Origin of the sequence: Mesorhizobium sp. M1406, assembly GCF_040317555.1 — a bacterium.
Taxonomy (GTDB): Bacteria; Pseudomonadota; Alphaproteobacteria; order Rhizobiales; family Rhizobiaceae; genus Mesorhizobium.
The window spans coordinates 1-16,376 of the sequence record NZ_JAMYKW010000086.1 but is presented as its reverse complement, the minus strand read 5'-3'; the positions used below and the strand labels follow the sequence as shown (position 1 = coordinate 16,376).

Below are 16,376 nucleotides of genomic sequence, written 5' to 3'. Positions count from 1 at the left end.
TGGCGGCGCTAGGATGCAGGCGTTGAAAATGCTGGCATTTTTGACCTACCGTCCATGAGCGGAAAGAGATGTGTGAATGCCATAGTATAGTGACGGGGAGAAAGACGCTGTGATCGTGAGGGGCGGCGCCTGCGCCTGCGGGCGCGCTCAGAGTCCCAACTGGGCGCGCAATTCCTCGGCGCTGTTGATGACGACGGCGCCGGGCGGTCCTTCCATCGGCCTTTCCGGCCAGAAGATCGTCTTCATGCCCGCCGCCAGCCCCGCCATGGCGCCCGGCCAGCTGTCGTCGATAGCGACGGCGTGCGCGGGGTCGACATCGGCCAGATACGCGGCGCGCAGGAACGGTTCGGCATGCGGCTTGCCTTCGCGCACATCGTTGCGGCTGACCGTCTTCATGCCGGGGTACATAAGGCCGACCATGCTCAGATTGGCGTCGACGATCATCCGGTCCGAATTCGACACCACGGCCTGCGCCACGCCCCTTTCGCGCAATTCGGTGAAGATCTCAATCGCGCCGGGGCGCGGCTTCAAGCCTTCGACCAGCGGCAGATAGTGGTCGTATTTGCGCACGATCCAGTCGTCGAAGGGCAGGTCCAGGCCGAACTCGTCGCGCATCATCTCGTAGACCGGCCAGGCCGCGACGCCGAGCACGCGCTCATGCAGATTATCAGGCGGCACGAGGCCGACATTGCGCATCGCGGCCACAAGGGCTGCTTCGTGCAGCGGTTCGCTGTCGACCAGCGTGCCGTCCATATCCCAGAAAACCGCTTTCGGTGTCATGCAGCGCTCCTTTTTGCGATCCATTAAAGCGTTTGCGCAGGGAGATAAACCTTCGGGACCGAAGAACGTGCCGCCCGTCGGGACGGCAAATGCGCTTCTTTGCCTGATGCAGGCATTGCCGGAAGCGGAAATTCTGCCTGTTTGCGCCGACAATTGGCAAGCAAATGCCCTAGAGATTGACAATTGCGCAGCAGGCCGTTCCCTGCGAAAGTAGGCGTGGACCGCTCTGAAACCGGCGGTCGTGGGAGGCAGGACGTGAATACCCGGCAGGATAGTGGCAGCAACAGGCTGGATGACGCGGCGCGCGCCGGCTGGCTTTATTATGTTGCCGGCAACACGCAGGACCAGATCGCCGCCACGCTCGGCATTTCGCGGCAGACGGCGCAGCGGCTGGTATCGCTGGCCGTGTCGGGGGGATTGATCAAGGTACGCGTCGACCATCCGATCGCCAACTGCCTCGATCTCGCGTCACGGCTGAGATCCCGCTTCGCGCTCGATCTGGTCGAAGTGGTGCCGAGCGATCCCAATTCATCCTCCACCACGATCGGCATCGCCGAGGCGGCTGCCGCCGAGATCGAGCGGCGGCTGCGGTCTCCGACGCCGATCGTCATGGCGATCGGCACCGGCCGCACGCTGAAGGCGGCGATCGAGCAGTTGCCGCCGATGGAATGCCCGCAGCACAAGGTGGTGTCGCTGACGGGCAACATCTCGCCTGACGGCTCGGCCGCTTTCTACAACGTCATCTTCACCATGGCCGACAGGGTGAAGGCGCGATCCTTCCCGATGCCGCTGCCGGTCATCGCCTCTTCGCTGGAGGAGCGCGAGATGCTGCTCAACCAGCCGATGATCCAGCCGACGCTGGCGCTGGCGGCCGAAGCCGACGTCACCTTCATCGGCATTGGCGACCTCGGTCCCAAGGCGCCGCTCTACGTGGACGGCTTCATCTCGGAAAGCGAGTTGAAGGCGCTGCAGAAGGCCGGCGGTATCGCCGAGATCGTCGGCTGGGTGTTCGATCGAGAAGGCCGCATGATCGAGGGCATCACCAACGACCGTGTATCATCGGCTTCACTGCCGTCGCGCGAAAAATCGCTGGTCATCGCATTGGCCATGGGCGAACGAAAGCTGCCGGGCATCCTGGCAGCCGCCAACCGACGGCTGATCAACGGCCTCATCACCGATGAACGGACCGCTGCCGCGCTGCTGTCCAGCATCTGACTGGAGGCAGCGTCGCCTGAGTTGCGATAAAACAGGCACGCTACCGGTGCCGCCCGAAAGGGTCGTTGCCATCGAGGAAACCGAGGTCGCGCCGCAGATGCGGCGACAGGTCCCTGATGTCGAGATGTGCCTTCTTTTTTATCGCGAACCAGCCAAATCCGTCCGCGAGCCACGAAATCCAGCGGTGATCCGGAGCGGGAGTGCATTTTTGCTGCGCCATGGTCATGATCGTCAACCTTCGCTATCCTGAACCCGAATGACGGGTTGGCGATGAATGTCGGTCTTGCCGGCCGCCTTTGCCAATCGAACGTCGATCATGACCCATAAGGAGGCCTTATGCCGGACCTCGGCTCGCGACAGGTTTCGCAACTCCCGCCGCTGCAGGCGATCAGGGTATTCGACGCGGTGGCGCGCCATCTTTCCTTCACCAAGGCCGCCGGTGAACTCGCCATGACGCAGGCGGCGGTCAGCTATCAGATCAAGGTGCTGGAGGAACGCATCGGCGCGCCGCTGTTCCTGCGCCGGCCGCGCCAGATCGTATTGACCGAGGCCGGGCAGCGTCTGGCGCCCGCCGTCGGCGAGGCCTTCGCCATTCTTGGCCAGGCCTATGCTGCGGTGCGCGGCGGGGCCGACGGGTTGCTGTGCGTCACCACCGTGCTGACCTTCGCCTCGAACTGGCTGGCGCACCGGCTGGGGTCGTTCCAGATCGCCCATCCGGCGCTTGCCGTCCGGCTTGAGACGTCGAGCCGCCTGACGGACTTTACCCGCGAGGAAGCCGACATCGCGATCCGCTCGGGCGCCGGCAAATGGCCGGGCCTCGAAGTGCACAAGCTGTTCGATGCCGATTTCACGCCGATGCTGAGCCCCAAGCTCGCGGCAAGCATCGGCGGCGTCAAGGAACCGGCCGATCTCTTGCGGCTGCCGATCCTCGACCCTGGCGACATCTGGTGGGACGAGTGGTTTTCGGCCGCCGGCGTGCACTCGCACGATCTTGCCCGACGACCCGGCAGCAGCATGGGTGCGCAGGCCTATGAGGCCAATGCGGCAATCGCCGGCCATGGCGTGGCGATCCTGACCAGGGCGCTGTTCAAGGCGGAATTGGCGGACGGCCGCCTGATCCAGCCCTTCGACCTGGTCGGCGACGACGGTCATGCCTATTGGCTGGTCTATCCGGAGGCACGCCGCAACGTGCCGAAGATCCGTGCCTTCCGCGACTGGCTGCTGGCCGAGATCGCCTGCTGACAGGCAGGCCTCCAGCAACCGCATTCAATACCGCACGCCGTTCTGTCCGGTCGTCTGAGGTCCGGCGGGGTGCGGTTTGTCTTCGCAGTTTCCCCCCGCCCCGCATCCATCAGCCGCGCCGAGTGCTGCGCTGCAGCATCGAATCCGGCTTGACATATTTAACGCCAAGTGAGTAATTGCCCAAAGCCAAGGCAAATGCTCATCTTGGTTCAAGGGAGGAATTTGATGAAACTTCGCACGCTCACCCTGGGCTTGTTGTCGGCCAGCGCGCTCGCGTTCGCCGCGCACGCCGAATCCATCACCATCGCCACCGTCAACAATGGCGATATGGTCCGCATGCAAAAGCTGACCGATGACTTCACCAAGGCGAACCCCGACATCCAGCTCAACTGGGTTACGCTTGAAGAGAACGTGCTGCGCGAGCGCGTCACCACCGACATCGCCACCAAGGGTGGACAATATGACGTGATGACCATCGGCACCTATGAAGTTCCGATCTGGGCCAAGCAGAACTGGCTGTTGCCGCTCGACAAGCTCGGCGACGACTATGACGTCAAGGACATCATCCCGGCCATCGCCGGCGGCCTTTCGGTCGACGGCAAGCTCTACGCCGCGCCCTTCTACGGCGAAAGCTCCTTCGTCATGTACCGCAAGGACCTGATGGACAAGGCTGGGCTGAAGATGCCCGATGCGCCGACCTGGGACTTCATCAAGCAGGCCGCCGACAAGATGACCGACCGCGCCAATGGCGTGAACGGCGTGTGCCTGCGCGGCAAGGCCGGCTGGGGCGAGAACATGGCGTTCCTGACAGCAATGTCGAACTCCTTCGGCGCACGCTGGTTCGACGAGAACTGGAAGCCCCAGTTCGACCAGCCGGAATGGAAGAACACGCTGCAGTTCTATGTCGACCTGATGAAGGCCGACGGCCCCGAGGGCGCGTCCTCCAACGGCTTCAACGAGAACCTGGCGCTGTTCCAGCAGGGCAAATGCGGCATGTGGATCGACGCCACCGTCGCCGCATCTTTCGTCTCCGACCCGAAGGCATCCCAGGTCGCCGACAAGGTCGGCTATGCGCTGGCGCCCGACAATGGTCTGGGCAAGCGCGGCAACTGGCTGTGGGCCTGGTCGCTGGCCATCCCAGCCGGCACGCAGAAAGCTGATGCCGCCCAGAAGTTCGTCTCCTGGGCGACCAGCAAGCACTATGCCGAACTGGTCGCTTCGAAGGAGGGCTGGGCCAACGTTCCTCCGGGCACGCGCTCCTCGCTCTATGCCAATGCCGAGTACCAGAAGGCGGCTCCGTTCGCCAAGATGACGCTCGACTCCATAAACGCGGCCGATCCGACGCATCCCACCGTCAAGCCGGTGCCCTATGTCGGCGTCCAGTTCGTCGCCATCCCGGAGTTCCAGGGCCTTGGCACCACCGTCGGTCAGCTCTTCTCGGCGGCTCTTGCCGGCCAGTCGAGCGTCGACGATGCCCTGAAGCAGGCCCAGGACGCTGCCACCGCGACAATGACCGAAGGCGGATACATCAAGTAAGGCTCCTCCCGGTGCCGGTCGCCTTCTTGACCGGCAACGGCCGCCCGAGTTCCCAGTTCGGGCGGCCGCCTTTAACGCCTTTTGAAAATTCAGCCTGACCAGTGAAGGGTGATCGTCATGGCTACTCAGCAGACCCGTTCGCTTGCCCGTTTCATGATGGCGCCATCCGTGGTGCTGCTGTTCGTCTGGATGATCGTGCCGTTGGTCATCACCATCTGGTTCTCCTTCCAGCAGTACAATCCGCTCAATCCGATCCGCGACGGCTTCGTCGGCTTCTCGAACTACGCGCTGTTCTACTCCAACCCGGCCTTCCTGCAATCGATCCTCAACACGCTCACCCTGGTGGTCAGCGTGCTTCTGATTACTGTGATCGGCGGCATCCTGCTGGCGCTTCTGATCGACCAGCCGATGTGGGGCCAGGGGATCGTGCGCATCCTCGTCATCTCACCGTTCTTCGTCATGCCGCCGGTGGCCGCATTGGTCTGGAAGAACATGATCATGCACCCGCAATACGGGGTGTTCGCCGACATAGCGCGCTTCTTCGGGGCGCAGCCGATCGACTGGTTCGGGCAGCATCCGATGCTGGCCATCATCATCATCGTCGCCTGGCAATGGCTGCCCTTCGCGACGCTCATTCTCTTGACCGCGCTGCAGTCGCTCGACGGTGAGCAGAAGGAAGCCGCCGAAATGGACGGCGCCGGCTTCATCAGCCGCTTCATCTATCTGACGCTGCCGCACATGTCGCGCGCCATCACCGTCGTCATTCTGATCCAGACGATCTTCCTCCTCTCCGTCTATGCCGAGATCCTCGTCACCACCAATGGCGGCCCGGGATACGCCTCCACCAACCTGCCCTTCCTCGTCTACCAGAAGGCGTTGCTGGAGTTCAAAATCGGCCAGGCCTCCGCCGGCGGTGTGATCGCCGTCATTCTCGCCAACATCGTTGCCTTCTTCGCCATGCGCGCCGTCGGCAAGAACCTGGACAAGTAAGGGAGGATACGATGGCACGCTCAGTCACCACCCGGCATAAGACGATCGCGACAGTTGCCGCCTGGATCGTCGCGCTGCTGATCTTCTTCCCGATCCTCTATACGATCATCACCTCGTTCAAGTCGGAGCAGGAAGCCATCCAGGGTTTCAGCATCATCCCATCGGGGACGTTCGAGAGTTATTCCGAGGTTCAGGCGCAGAACGGCTACTTCAAGTTCTTCTTCAACTCGGTGCTGCTCTCGGTCGGCTCGACCATCCTGGCCCTGCTGGTCGCCATACCGGCCGCGTGGTCGATGGCCTTCTCGCCGACCAAGCGAACCAAGGACATCCTGATGTGGATGCTGTCCACGAAGATGATGCCCGCGGTTGCCGTGCTGTTTCCGATCTACCTGATCTTCCGCGACACGGGACTGCTCGACAGCCGCATCGGCCTGATGGTCATGCTGATGCTGATCAACCTGCCGATCGTGGTGTGGATGCTCTACACCTACTTCCGCGAAATCCCGGGCGAGATCCTGGAAGCGGCGCGCATGGACGGCGCATCGCTGTGGAACGAGATCATTTATGTACTCACACCGATGGCTGTGCCTGGCATCGCCTCGACCATGCTGCTCAATATCATCCTGGCCTGGAACGAGGCGTTCTGGACGATCCGGCTGACGACCACGGAAGCAGCACCCTTGACCGCCTTCATCAGCTCGTTCTCAAGCCCGCAAGGCCTGTTCTGGGCCAAACTTTCGGCGGCCTCGACACTGGCCATCGCGCCGATCCTGATCATGGGTTGGTTCAGCCAGAAGCAGCTGGTGCGCGGCCTGACCTTTGGCGCCGTGAAGTAAGACCGCCGCAAGCAACAGACGCCGGACAATAACCCCTCGGGGAGGAAACCATGGGAAACATCACGCTCAAGAACGTCTCCAAATCCTTCGGAGCGACGTCCATCATCCCCGGCCTCGACCTGGTGATCGAAAATGGCGAGTTCGTCGTCTTCGTCGGCCCGTCCGGTTGCGGCAAGTCAACGCTGCTGCGGCTGATCGCCGGCCTGGAAGACACCAGCGGTGGCTCCATCAACATCGACGGCCGCGACGTCACCGGCGAGGCACCGGCCAAGCGCAAGCTGGCCATGGTGTTCCAGTCCTACGCACTCTATCCGCACATGACGGTGGCCAAGAACATCGGCTTCCCGCTGAAGATGGCCGGCGAAGACAAGGCGACCATCGAAAAGAAGGTGGGAGACGCGGCGCGCGTGCTCAACCTGACCAACTACCTCGAACGCCGGCCCGGCCAGCTTTCCGGCGGCCAGCGCCAGCGCGTCGCCATCGGCCGGGCCATCGTGCGTCAGCCGACCGCGTTCCTGTTCGATGAACCCCTGTCCAACCTCGATGCAGCACTTCGCGGCACGATGCGGCTGGAGATCAGCGAGCTGCACCATCAGCTCAAGACGACCATGATCTATGTCACCCACGACCAGGTCGAAGCCATGACCATGGCCGACAAGATCGTCGTGCTGAACGCCGGCAACATCGAGCAGGTCGGCTCGCCGATGGAGCTCTACAAGACGCCGAAGAACCTGTTCGTAGCCGGCTTCATCGGCTCGCCGAAGATGAACCTGATCGAAGGCGCGCCGGCTGCCAAATACAGCGCCAAGACCATCGGCATCCGCCCCGAGCATCTGGAAATCTCGACCACGGCGGGCGACTGGAAAGCCACCGTCGGCGTTGCCGAACATCTCGGTTCCGACACGTTCTTGCACGTCCAGGCTGATGGCGTCGGGCCGCTGACGGTGCGTGCCGACGGCGAATTGGCCGTGCATCACGGCGACACCATCTACCTGACGCCCGACAAGACCAAGCTGCATCGCTTCGGCGCCGACGGGAAGGCAATCTAAGCATGCGACTTGCCGGCAAATCCGCGTTGATCACGGGCTCGGCACGCGGCATCGGCAGAGCCTTCGCCGAAGCCTATGTCGGCGAAGGCGCCACCGTCGCCATTGCTGACATCAATCTCGAGGCTGCGCGGAAGACGGCCGCCGAGATCGGCGGCAAGGCCTATGCGCTAGAGCTCGACGTCACCGACCTCGTCTCGATCGAAGCGGCGGTGAAAGCCGTCGAGGCGAAGACCGGCGGGCTCGATATCCTAATCAACAACGCCGCCCTGTTCGATCTGGCACCGATCGTCGAGATCACCAAGGCCAGCTACGACAGATTGTTTTCGGTCAACGTCGCCGGCACGCTGTTCATGTTGCAGGCGGCCGCCCGCTCGATGATCGCCGCTGGCAGGGGCGGCAGGATCATCAACATGGCGAGCCAGGCCGGTCGACGCGGCGAGGCGCTGGTCGGTGTCTATTGCGCCACCAAGGCCGCCGTCATCTCGCTGACCCAGTCGGCGGGGCTCGACCTGATCAAGCACCGCATCAACGTCAACGCGATTGCCCCTGGCGTCGTCGATGGCGAGCACTGGGACCACGTCGATGCGCTGTTCGCCAAGTATGAAAACCGGCCGAAGGGCGAGAAGAAGAAACTGGTCGGCGAGGCGGTGCCGTATGGCCGCATGGGCACGGCGCAGGACCTCACCGGCATGGCGGTCTTTCTCGCCAGCGCCGACGCCGAATACATCGTCGCCCAGACCTACAATGTCGATGGCGGCCAGTGGATGAGTTGAGGCGGGGACGGCCTCTGCTCCTCGTACCTCCGCGGGGAGCAGAGGCCGACATCGGAGGGCGCATCGACGTGGAATACGTGCCGCCCCTTATCCTCTCCACGTGAGAAACGGGGAGAGGGAGTAACGAAGGCCGCAGCCCGGCCAAAGGGTAAAACAGATGACCGTAAAACTCTCGTCCTCAAACCTCTCCAAGCTGCCCGCCAAGGTCGCCGGTCCGAACTATGACCGCTCGACGCTCAAGGCCGGCATCGTGCATTTCGGCGTCGGCAATTTCCATCGCTCGCACCAGGCCGTCTATCTCGACGATTTGTTCAATTCGGGCATCGGCCATGACTGGGCGCTGGTCGGCGCCGGAGTGTTCGAGGGCGAGAAGATCGGCCGCTCCAAGCTGGAAGAGCAGGATTGGCTGACCACGGTGGTCGAGCAGGACTCTGGCCATATGAGCGCCCGCGTGACCGGCGCCATGATCGACTTCCTGATGCCGGGCGATGCGGCCGGCATCATCGAACGGCTTGCCGACCCGGCGATCAAGATCGTTTCGCTGACCATCACCGAAGGCGGTTATTTCATCGACCCGGCCTCGGGCGTGTTCAATCCGACCCATCCCGACATCGTTGCCGACGCCCAGCCAGGCGCCACGCCGAAGACGGTGTTCGGTATCATCCTTGCCGGGCTGGTGCGCCGCCGCGACGAGGGGACGGTGCCGTTCACGGTGATGTCTTGCGACAACATTCCCCACAATGGCCATGTCACCTCCGACGGCGTCATTGGCCTGGCCCGTCTGATCGACGAGGATCTGGCGAACTGGGTCGGCGAAAAGGTAGCCTTTCCGAACGGCATGGTCGATCGCATCACGCCGGCCACCACGGACCGCGAACGCGGCATCCTGGCCAAGGATTTTGGCCTCGAGGACAACTGGCCGGTATTCTGCGAGCCGTTCCGGCAATGGGTGCTGGAAGACCATTTCACCGATGGCCGTCCGCCGCTGGAAAAGGTCGGCGTGCAGTTCGTGAGGGATGTTGCCCCTTACGAGCTGATGAAGATCCGCATCCTCAATGGCGGTCACGCCACCATCGCCTATCCGGCCGGCCTGATGGACATCCATTTCGTCCACGAGGCGATGCAGGAGCCGCTGGTGAGCGGTTTTCTGGCCAAGCTCGAACGGAACGAAATCATCCCGACCGTGCCGCCGGTGCCGGACACGGTTCTGGAAGAATATTACCAGCTCATCGAGAGCCGCTTCTCCAATCCCAAGATCGGCGACACGGTGCGCCGGCTCTGCCTCGACGGCTCCAATCGCCAGCCGAAATTCATCATCCCGACAATCGCCGATCGCCTGAAGGCTGGGAAAAGCGTTGCCGGCCTGGCGCTGGAATCGGCGCTCTGGTGCCGTTACTGCTTCGGCACGACGGACAGCGGCGCCGTCATCGAGCCCAACGACCCGAGTTGGGACCGGTTGCGGACGACGGCAAAAGCGGCAAAGGACGCGCCTGCCGCCTGGCTTGCCATGGAGGACATCTATGGCGATGTCGGCCGCGCGACGGCGTTCGTCGAGACCTTCGCCCATGCGCTCAACGTGCTGTGGTCGAATGGGGCGCGCGCGACGCTGACACGCTACCTCGCCGGCGAGCTCTGAGACTATTCGACGTCATGACGCCTGACCTGGTCATCTTCGACTGCGATGGCGTGCTGGTCGACAGCGAGGCACTCTCCGTCTCGGCGCTGCTCGGCGTGATCAAGCTGGCCGGCGGCAACGTCAGTGAGGATGCCGCCTACGAGCATTTCCTCGGCAAGAGCATGAAGAGCGTGCGCGAGATCCTCGGCCGCGACTTCGGACTTGACGTCACCGACAGCCACCTGACCGAGATGCGCGTCGAATTGATGCGCAAATTCCGCGAGGAGCTGAAGCCGATCGCCGGCGTCAAGGAGATGCTGCCCAAGCTTGGGCTGCCGTTCTGTGTCGCGTCCTCGGGTACGCTCGACCGCATCCGTTACGCGCTCGACGTCACCGGATTGCTTGAGCTGATGGAGCCGCATCTGTTCAGCGCCGCCATGGTGGCCAAGGGAAAACCGGCGCCTGACCTGTTCCTGCATGCCGCCGCCAGCATGCGGGCGCAACCTCGTAAATGCCTCGTCGTCGAGGACAGCCCGGCCGGCATCACCGCCGCGCGGGCGGCGGGTATGCGCGTGTTTGCCTTCACCGGCGGCTCGCATGCCGGCAACCCGACATTGAAAGCGCGGCTTGCGTCGAGTGAACCGGACTTTATATTCGCTGACATGCTGCAATTGCCCGATCTGATTGCAGGCCTGGGAGCGAGAGTTAGAGCATCTTGACGAAACAGTTCGTTTGCGCGGTCGATGTCGGCACCGGGAGCGCTCGCGCGGGCATTCTCGACACCAGTGGCACCTTGCTCGGCCGCGCCGAACGGCCGATCGTCATGAACCAGCCGAAGCCCGATCACGCCGAGCATGATTCGCGCGATATCTGGTCGGCGGTCTGCGCCACCGTGCGCGCCGCCCGCGAAAAGGCCGGCGTCGCCGCCGAGGATGTCGTCGGCATTTCCTTCGACGCCACCTGTTCGCTGGTGGTGCGGGATCGGCATGGCGGCCAGCTGAGCGTCTCGACCACCGGCGACAGGCGGTGGGACACCATCGTCTGGCTTGACCACCGGGCCATTGCCGAGGCCGACGAATGCACGACAAGCGGCCATGCCGTGCTCGACTATGTCGGCGGCGTCATGTCACCGGAAATGGAGACGCCGAAGCTGATGTGGCTGAAGCGGAACCTGCCCAGGACCTGGAATGAAGCCGGCTATCTATTCGACCTCACCGATTTCCTGACCTGGCAAGCGACAGGCTCGGTGGCCCGCTCGCAATGCACGCTGACCGCCAAATGGACCTATCTGGCGCATGAGGAGATGGGTTGGCGCCGTGATTTCTTCGAGCTCGTCGGCCTCGACGATCTTTTCGAACATGGCAATTTGCCCGAGAGGGCCAGCCCGGTCGGCAGCGATATCGGCCAGCTGACGGCGCAGGCGGCGGCGGAGCTTGGCCTGAGCGAAAAATGCCGGGTCGGCGCCGGCGTCATAGATGCCTATGCCGGCGCGCTTGGCGTGCTCGGCGGCTTTGCCGGCGACGAACAGAATATCGGCCGGCACCTGGCGCTGATTGCCGGCACGTCGAGCTGCGTCATGGCGATGTCGCCCGATCCGCAGCCCTTCGCCGGCGTCTGGGGCCCATATTACGGCGCGGCCCTGCCGAAGCTGTGGCTGTCGGAAGGCGGCCAGTCGGCAACCGGCGCCCTGCTCGACCACATCATTCGCTGGCACGGAGCCGGCGGCGAGCCGGATGCCGCCATGCATGCAAAGATCGCCAGGCGCGTCGCCGAGCTGCGCGCCACCGAGGGTGAAAACCTTGCCGCAAGGCTGCATGTGCTGCCCGACTTCCACGGCAACCGTTCGCCGCTCGCCGATCCGCATGCCGTCGGCGTCGTCAGCGGGCTGACGCTGGACTCCTCCTTCGACAGCCTGTGCAAGCTCTACTGGCGCACCGCCGTCGGCATCGCGCTCGGCGTTCGCCACGTGCTGGAGGCGCTGAACGAGAACGGCTACCTGATCGACACGCTGCATGTAACCGGCGGCCACACCAAGAACCCGCTGTTGATGGAGCTCTATGCCGACGCCACCGGCTGCGCGGTCATCGAGCCGCTGGCCGACGAGGCGGTGCTGCTCGGCACCGGCATGGTCGCGGCAACCGCGGCCGGGCTGTTCCCCGACCTCAATGCGGCCTGTTTGGCCATGCAGCAAGGCGGCAGGACGCGTGCCTCGAACCCGAAATCAGCAGGGCGCTTCGACCGCGATTACAAGGTTTTCCTCGAGATGCACCGCCAGCGGCAGATGCTGGACGCGATCCGGTAGGTAAAGTCGGACTACTGTCTCAGCAGGGACACGCCGGACTTCGCATCGAACAGGTGAATGCTCGTTTCGTCGACCGCATAGCGGACATGGCTGTTGACGGCGGGGCATTCGCGGGTCGGCACCAGCGCGCTGATTTCCTTGCCGCCGGAGCCAAAGATCACCAGCGCGTCGTTGCCATGAAACTCGATGAGATCGGCCGTGCCTTCGAGAAGATTGCCGGCATCAGCGCCGGCGGTCTTCAGATCCGGAGGCCTGATACCAAGCACCGCACGCTCAACGCTTTGCAGATTGAAGCGCGAGCCTTCGATCGAAAAAACCGCACCGGCGCTCGTCAGGGTCCAGCTGTTGTCCTTGCGCCCCACGGCTACGTCGATGAAATTCATGTTCGGCGTCCCGATGAACCCGGCGACGAACAGATTGCCAGGCCGCTCGTAAATTTCGCCCGGTGAGCCGATCTGCTCGATCCGGCCGTCGCGCAAAAGAACGATGCGATCGGCGAGCGTCATCGCCTCCAACTGGTCGTGGGTAACGTAGACGGTGGTCGTCTTCAGCGACTGGTGCAGCCGGGCGATCTCGACGCGCATGTGATTGCGCAGCTTGGCATCCAAATTGGACAGCGGCTCGTCGAACAGGAAGACCTTCGGCGTCTTGATCATGGCGCGGGCAATCGCTACGCGCTGCTGCTGGCCGCCGGACAGTTCGGCCGGCTTGCGGCCGAGATAGGGATCCAGCCCCAATGTCTTCGAGACCGCCTCGACGCGCTGCTGGATTTCCGCCTTCGCCACCTTCTGCCGCTTCAGGCCGAAGGCGATGTTGTCGAAGATCGTCATGTGCGGATAGAGCGCGTAGTTCTGGAACACCATGGCAATGCCGCGGTCGCCCGGATCGAGGTCATTGACCACCTTGCCGCCGATCGAGACCTCGCCGCCGCTTATGTCCTCCAGCCCCGCCAGCATGCGCAGCAAGGTCGACTTGCCGCAACCGGAAGGGCCGAGGAAGACGACGAATTCGTGTTCCTCGATGGCGAGGTTCAGGTCGCGGATGACGGTCGTGGCGCCATAGGATTTCTTGATATTGGAGCAGGTAATCGCGGACATGGCTCGGTCAGTCCTTCTCGCTCGAAATCAGGATCTGCAGCTTGACGTCTTCCGGATGCGCCGCGGCCGCGCGCTCGAAGGCCTCGATGCTGTCGTCGAAAGGATACGTGCCGGTGATCAGCGGATTGAGGTCGACCTTCCCCGAGGCTATGAGTTGCAAGGCACGGTCGAAGATGTTGGCGTAGCGGAACACCGTCTCGATGCGCACTTCCTTCGATATGGCCGCAGGCACGTTGAGCGCCACCGGTTCCACCGGCAGCCCGACGAGGACCACCGCGCCGCCAGGGCGTACGACCTCGAACAAATTGGCGAACGCCTTCGGGCTGCCGCTGGCCTCGAACACGATATCGGCGCCCCAATGGTCGGTCGCCTCAGCCACCGCATCGACCAGCGACTGCTCGCCAATATTGACCGGGACGATGCCCGGATAGCGCGCCGCGATTTCGAGCTTGGGGGCGGAGAAGTCGGAAATCAGCACCTTCGAACAGCCGCCGGCAAGGGCTGCCAGCGCGATCATGATGCCGATCGGGCCACAGCCGACGACAACCGCCACGTCGCCCGGAACGATGCGCGCGCGGGCAGCCGCCTGCATGCCGATCGCAAAGGGCTCGACCATCGCGCCTTCGGCGAAGGAGACGTTGTCCGGCAGCCGGTAGGTGAACGCGGCCGGATGGACGGCTTGCGGCGCAAGAATGCCATGCACCGGCGGCGTCGCCCAGAAGCTTACGTCGGGGTCGACATTGTAGATGCCGAGTTTCGTTGCCCGCGATGACAGGTTCGGCACGCCCGGTTCCATGCAGACGCGATCCCCGACCTTCAGCGTCCTGACATTGGCGCCAATTTCGACGATCGTTCCGGACGCTTCGTGGCCAAGCACCATCGGCGCGCGCACGACGTAACTGCCGATGGCGCCATGGGTGTAGTAGTGCACGTCGCTGCCGCAGACACCGACCGTGTGGATGGCGATCCTGACGTCGTCCGGCCCGACGTCGAGCGGCAACGCAATCTCGCGCAGGGCCAGCTCGCCCTTCTTCTCAAGCACCAAAGCCCGCATGTCTCGTCCTCGCTTCAAGTCTTTTTTTGCCGGAAAGCGGAATTCAGGAAGCCGCTGAGCACGCCGAGAAACAAAAGCGGCGGCAGCGACAAAAGCACGACCGAGGCGTTGAGGATGCCCCACGGCACGTTCATGCCTTGCTGGGACAGTTCCGAGGCGACGATCGGCAAGGTCTTGGCATTGGAGCTGGATAGCATCAGCGCGATCAGGAACTCGTTCCAGACCAGCACGAAGCTAAACGCCACCGCACCGATCAGCGAGCGCGCCGCGACCGGCAGCGCGATCCGCCAGAACACCGAATAGGCGCCGTAGCCATCGACGAAGGCGGCTTCCTCGACCTCCTTCGGCACGCTCTGGAAGGCAGGAATGGCCAGCCACATGATCACCGAGATGGTGAGCAGCGAATAGGTGACGATCAGCGCGGCGAGCGTGTCGTAGAGGCCGAGCTGCAGCCAGATCACCATCAGCGGGATGGCCACCGCAACCGGCGGCAGGAAGCGCAGCGACAGCACGAAGAACTGGATGTCGCCGGCCCAGCGGTTGGGATAGCGCGCCACCGAATAGGCGGCAGGCAGGCCAAGCACCACGCCGACCAGCACCGCGACGCCGCAGGCGATCACCGAGTTGTAGAGGCCGGTCATGACGCTGTCGCGGCCGATGATGTAGCTGATGTTGGCCAGCGTCGGCGTGAACACCACGCGCGGAACGCGGGTGATGATATCGACATTGTTTTTAAGCGAATTGAGGCCCGTCCACAGCAGCGGAAACACGGCCATGAAGCCGGCGAAGGCCAGCACGGCCTTACCGATAAGGCGGCCCAGTCTCATGCGATGTGGTCTCATGCCTGCACCCGCTTCCACAGCATGGTGAAGGTGATGACGGTGGCGATCATCATCAGCACGGCCATCGCCGAGGCATAGGACACCTTGCCGGACTCAATGAAGCCCTGCGAGAAGGCGTACATGTCGAGCGTTTCGGTCGCCACGCCCGGTCCGCCGCGGGTCATCACATAGATCAGGTCGAAGGAGCGCAGCGACTCGATCATCTTGACGAACATCAGGCTGATCAGCGGCGCCTTCAGCATCGGCAAGGTCACATAGGCGTGGATCTGCCAGCGCCTGGCGTGATCGAGCCGTGCCGCCTCGATCGGCTGCGGCGGCAAGGTCTCCAGCAGCTTCAGCACGATGACGGCGAAGAACAGGCCCCATTGCCAGACATCAACCGAGGCGACGGCGAACAATGCCGTCGCCGGCTTGGACAGCGGATCGAAGATCAGCCCGCCGGTCAGCAGCCGGTACGGGTAGGTGGCGATGCCGTAGAGCGGATGGTAGGCGAACTTCCAGACGAAGGCGGCCGAGACACGCGGCAGCAGGACCGGGATGATGAACAGCAGGCAGTAGATGTTGCGCAGGCGCGGCGACGCGACCTCGAACATCAGCACACCCAGTCCGATCGCCACGGCCATGGTCGCGACAACGGTGACGACCTCCCACTTCACCGACACCCAGACGGCGTTGAGAAAGCGGCGGTCGAAAAACAGGTCATAGAAATTCGAGAACCAGACATAGGAATAGGCCGCCGAGGAGAGCTCGCGGTCCTGCAGGGCGATGACGATCGCGTAGAGCGTCGGCACCATCGACAGGACCAGAAGAATGACGAGCGTCGGCACGACGAAGGTGACCGGCAAGGATGAGCGTCGCGGCATCTGTCTATCCCTAGCTGCGTCTCGGGCGATTGAACATGGCTGGGCCTTTTCGCGCGATGTCCGGCTCAAACGGCGGTGGTGAGAAGGGAGGACCCGGCGGGCCCCCCGGGCGCCGCTAGGCGGGGTTGCGCGGGCCCCCCGCCCCCGGGGGGGGGGGGGGGTTTTTGTTACCCCCAGCGTGG

At 63.4% G+C, this 16,376-nt stretch carries 16 protein-coding genes; 10 read left to right on the top strand and 6 right to left on the bottom strand.

Going from position 1 to position 16,376, the window contains the following annotated elements:
• Positions 1–147 precede the first annotated feature (147 nt).
• Positions 148–780, bottom strand: a complete 633-nt coding sequence (locus NKH03_RS31850; RefSeq protein WP_352972829.1) for an HAD family hydrolase — start codon at positions 778–780, stop codon at positions 148–150.
• A 255-nt stretch (positions 781–1,035) separates the two neighbouring features.
• Between NKH03_RS31850 and NKH03_RS31845 the strand changes: the two genes are divergently transcribed.
• Positions 1,036–1,995, top strand: a complete 960-nt coding sequence (locus NKH03_RS31845) for a sugar-binding transcriptional regulator (RefSeq protein ID WP_352972828.1) — start codon at positions 1,036–1,038, stop codon at positions 1,993–1,995.
• A 40-nt stretch (positions 1,996–2,035) separates the two neighbouring features.
• On the opposite strand, the gene NKH03_RS31840 is transcribed toward NKH03_RS31845, so the two are convergent.
• Positions 2,036–2,221 carry a hypothetical protein gene (locus NKH03_RS31840; RefSeq protein WP_352972830.1) on the bottom strand — a complete coding sequence of 62 codons (186 nt, stop codon included), beginning with the start codon at positions 2,219–2,221 and terminating at the stop codon, positions 2,036–2,038.
• Between the two features lie 110 nt (positions 2,222–2,331).
• Between NKH03_RS31840 and gcvA the strand changes: the two genes are divergently transcribed.
• The 9 genes from gcvA to NKH03_RS31795 all read left to right on the top strand — a co-directional run bounded on the left by gcvA (position 2,332) and on the right by NKH03_RS31795 (position 12,338).
• Positions 2,332–3,237, top strand: a complete 906-nt coding sequence (gene gcvA, locus NKH03_RS31835) for a transcriptional regulator GcvA (RefSeq protein ID WP_352870052.1) — start codon at positions 2,332–2,334, stop codon at positions 3,235–3,237.
• A 225-nt stretch (positions 3,238–3,462) separates the two neighbouring features.
• Positions 3,463–4,773, top strand: a complete 1,311-nt coding sequence (locus tag NKH03_RS31830; protein ID WP_352878090.1) for an ABC transporter substrate-binding protein — start codon at positions 3,463–3,465, stop codon at positions 4,771–4,773.
• Between the two features lie 117 nt (positions 4,774–4,890).
• Positions 4,891–5,763, top strand: a complete 873-nt coding sequence (locus tag NKH03_RS31825; protein WP_013528414.1) for a carbohydrate ABC transporter permease — start codon at positions 4,891–4,893, stop codon at positions 5,761–5,763.
• A gap of 11 nt (positions 5,764–5,774) precedes the next feature.
• Positions 5,775–6,599: a carbohydrate ABC transporter permease gene (locus NKH03_RS31820; protein ID WP_352870054.1), complete on the top strand. Its 825-nt coding sequence runs from the start codon at positions 5,775–5,777 to the stop codon at positions 6,597–6,599.
• Between the two features lie 50 nt (positions 6,600–6,649).
• Positions 6,650–7,648 carry an ABC transporter ATP-binding protein gene (locus tag NKH03_RS31815; protein WP_352878093.1) on the top strand — a complete coding sequence of 333 codons (999 nt, stop codon included), beginning with the start codon at positions 6,650–6,652 and terminating at the stop codon, positions 7,646–7,648.
• A gap of 2 nt (positions 7,649–7,650) precedes the next feature.
• Positions 7,651–8,421, top strand: coding sequence for an L-iditol 2-dehydrogenase (locus NKH03_RS31810; protein ID WP_352878096.1), 771 nt, complete (start codon positions 7,651–7,653; stop codon positions 8,419–8,421).
• A 157-nt stretch (positions 8,422–8,578) separates the two neighbouring features.
• Complete coding sequence (locus NKH03_RS31805; RefSeq protein ID WP_352878098.1) at positions 8,579–10,057, top strand: mannitol dehydrogenase family protein; 1,479 nt, start codon at positions 8,579–8,581, stop codon at positions 10,055–10,057.
• A gap of 14 nt (positions 10,058–10,071) precedes the next feature.
• On the top strand, positions 10,072–10,755 hold the full coding sequence (locus tag NKH03_RS31800) for an HAD family hydrolase (RefSeq protein WP_352972827.1): 684 nt from the start codon (positions 10,072–10,074) through the stop codon (positions 10,753–10,755).
• Positions 10,752–12,338 (top strand): FGGY-family carbohydrate kinase, encoded by a 1,587-nt coding sequence (locus tag NKH03_RS31795; RefSeq protein ID WP_352972826.1) that lies wholly within the window; start codon positions 10,752–10,754, stop codon positions 12,336–12,338. Before NKH03_RS31800 ends, NKH03_RS31795 begins: the two co-directional genes overlap by 4 nt.
• An 11-nt stretch (positions 12,339–12,349) precedes the next feature.
• On the opposite strand, the gene NKH03_RS31790 is transcribed toward NKH03_RS31795, so the two are convergent.
• Genes NKH03_RS31790 through NKH03_RS31775 form a run of 4 tightly spaced genes read right to left on the bottom strand, consistent with a single transcriptional unit; the run spans position 12,350 to position 16,194 of the window.
• Positions 12,350–13,435 carry an ABC transporter ATP-binding protein gene (locus tag NKH03_RS31790; protein WP_352972825.1) on the bottom strand — a complete coding sequence of 362 codons (1,086 nt, stop codon included), beginning with the start codon at positions 13,433–13,435 and terminating at the stop codon, positions 12,350–12,352.
• A gap of 7 nt (positions 13,436–13,442) precedes the next feature.
• Positions 13,443–14,489, bottom strand: a complete 1,047-nt coding sequence (locus tag NKH03_RS31785; RefSeq protein ID WP_352972824.1) for an NAD(P)-dependent alcohol dehydrogenase — start codon at positions 14,487–14,489, stop codon at positions 13,443–13,445.
• A 14-nt stretch (positions 14,490–14,503) separates the two neighbouring features.
• A complete protein-coding gene (locus NKH03_RS31780) occupies positions 14,504–15,316 on the bottom strand; it encodes a carbohydrate ABC transporter permease (protein WP_352972823.1) in 813 nt (270 codons plus the stop codon).
• Positions 15,317–15,327: 11 nt separating this feature from the next.
• Positions 15,328–16,194: a carbohydrate ABC transporter permease gene (locus NKH03_RS31775; RefSeq protein ID WP_352972822.1), complete on the bottom strand. Its 867-nt coding sequence runs from the start codon at positions 16,192–16,194 to the stop codon at positions 15,328–15,330.
• Positions 16,195–16,376 lie beyond the last annotated feature (182 nt).

Excerpts from the sequence above, each read along its gene's own strand:
- NKH03_RS31825 (WP_013528414.1), top strand. The coding sequence starts at position 4,891 with ATGGCTACTCAGCAGACCCGTTCGCTTGCCCGTTTCATGATGGCGCCA.
- NKH03_RS31775 (WP_352972822.1), bottom strand. The coding sequence starts at position 16,194 with ATGCCGCGACGCTCATCCTTGCCGGTCACCTTCGTCGTGCCGACGCTC.
- NKH03_RS31780 (WP_352972823.1), bottom strand. The coding sequence starts at position 15,316 with ATGAGACTGGGCCGCCTTATCGGTAAGGCCGTGCTGGCCTTCGCCGGC.
- NKH03_RS31820 (WP_352870054.1), top strand. The coding sequence starts at position 5,775 with ATGGCACGCTCAGTCACCACCCGGCATAAGACGATCGCGACAGTTGCC.
- NKH03_RS31800 (WP_352972827.1), top strand. The coding sequence starts at position 10,072 with ATGACGCCTGACCTGGTCATCTTCGACTGCGATGGCGTGCTGGTCGAC.
- NKH03_RS31840 (WP_352972830.1), bottom strand. The coding sequence starts at position 2,221 with ATGACCATGGCGCAGCAAAAATGCACTCCCGCTCCGGATCACCGCTGG.
- gcvA (WP_352870052.1), top strand. The coding sequence starts at position 2,332 with ATGCCGGACCTCGGCTCGCGACAGGTTTCGCAACTCCCGCCGCTGCAG.
- NKH03_RS31810 (WP_352878096.1), top strand. The coding sequence starts at position 7,651 with ATGCGACTTGCCGGCAAATCCGCGTTGATCACGGGCTCGGCACGCGGC.
- NKH03_RS31830 (WP_352878090.1), top strand. The coding sequence starts at position 3,463 with ATGAAACTTCGCACGCTCACCCTGGGCTTGTTGTCGGCCAGCGCGCTC.
- NKH03_RS31785 (WP_352972824.1), bottom strand. The coding sequence starts at position 14,489 with ATGCGGGCTTTGGTGCTTGAGAAGAAGGGCGAGCTGGCCCTGCGCGAG.
- NKH03_RS31815 (WP_352878093.1), top strand. The coding sequence starts at position 6,650 with ATGGGAAACATCACGCTCAAGAACGTCTCCAAATCCTTCGGAGCGACG.
- NKH03_RS31850 (WP_352972829.1), bottom strand. The coding sequence starts at position 780 with ATGACACCGAAAGCGGTTTTCTGGGATATGGACGGCACGCTGGTCGAC.
- NKH03_RS31805 (WP_352878098.1), top strand. The coding sequence starts at position 8,579 with ATGACCGTAAAACTCTCGTCCTCAAACCTCTCCAAGCTGCCCGCCAAG.
- NKH03_RS31790 (WP_352972825.1), bottom strand. The coding sequence starts at position 13,435 with ATGTCCGCGATTACCTGCTCCAATATCAAGAAATCCTATGGCGCCACG.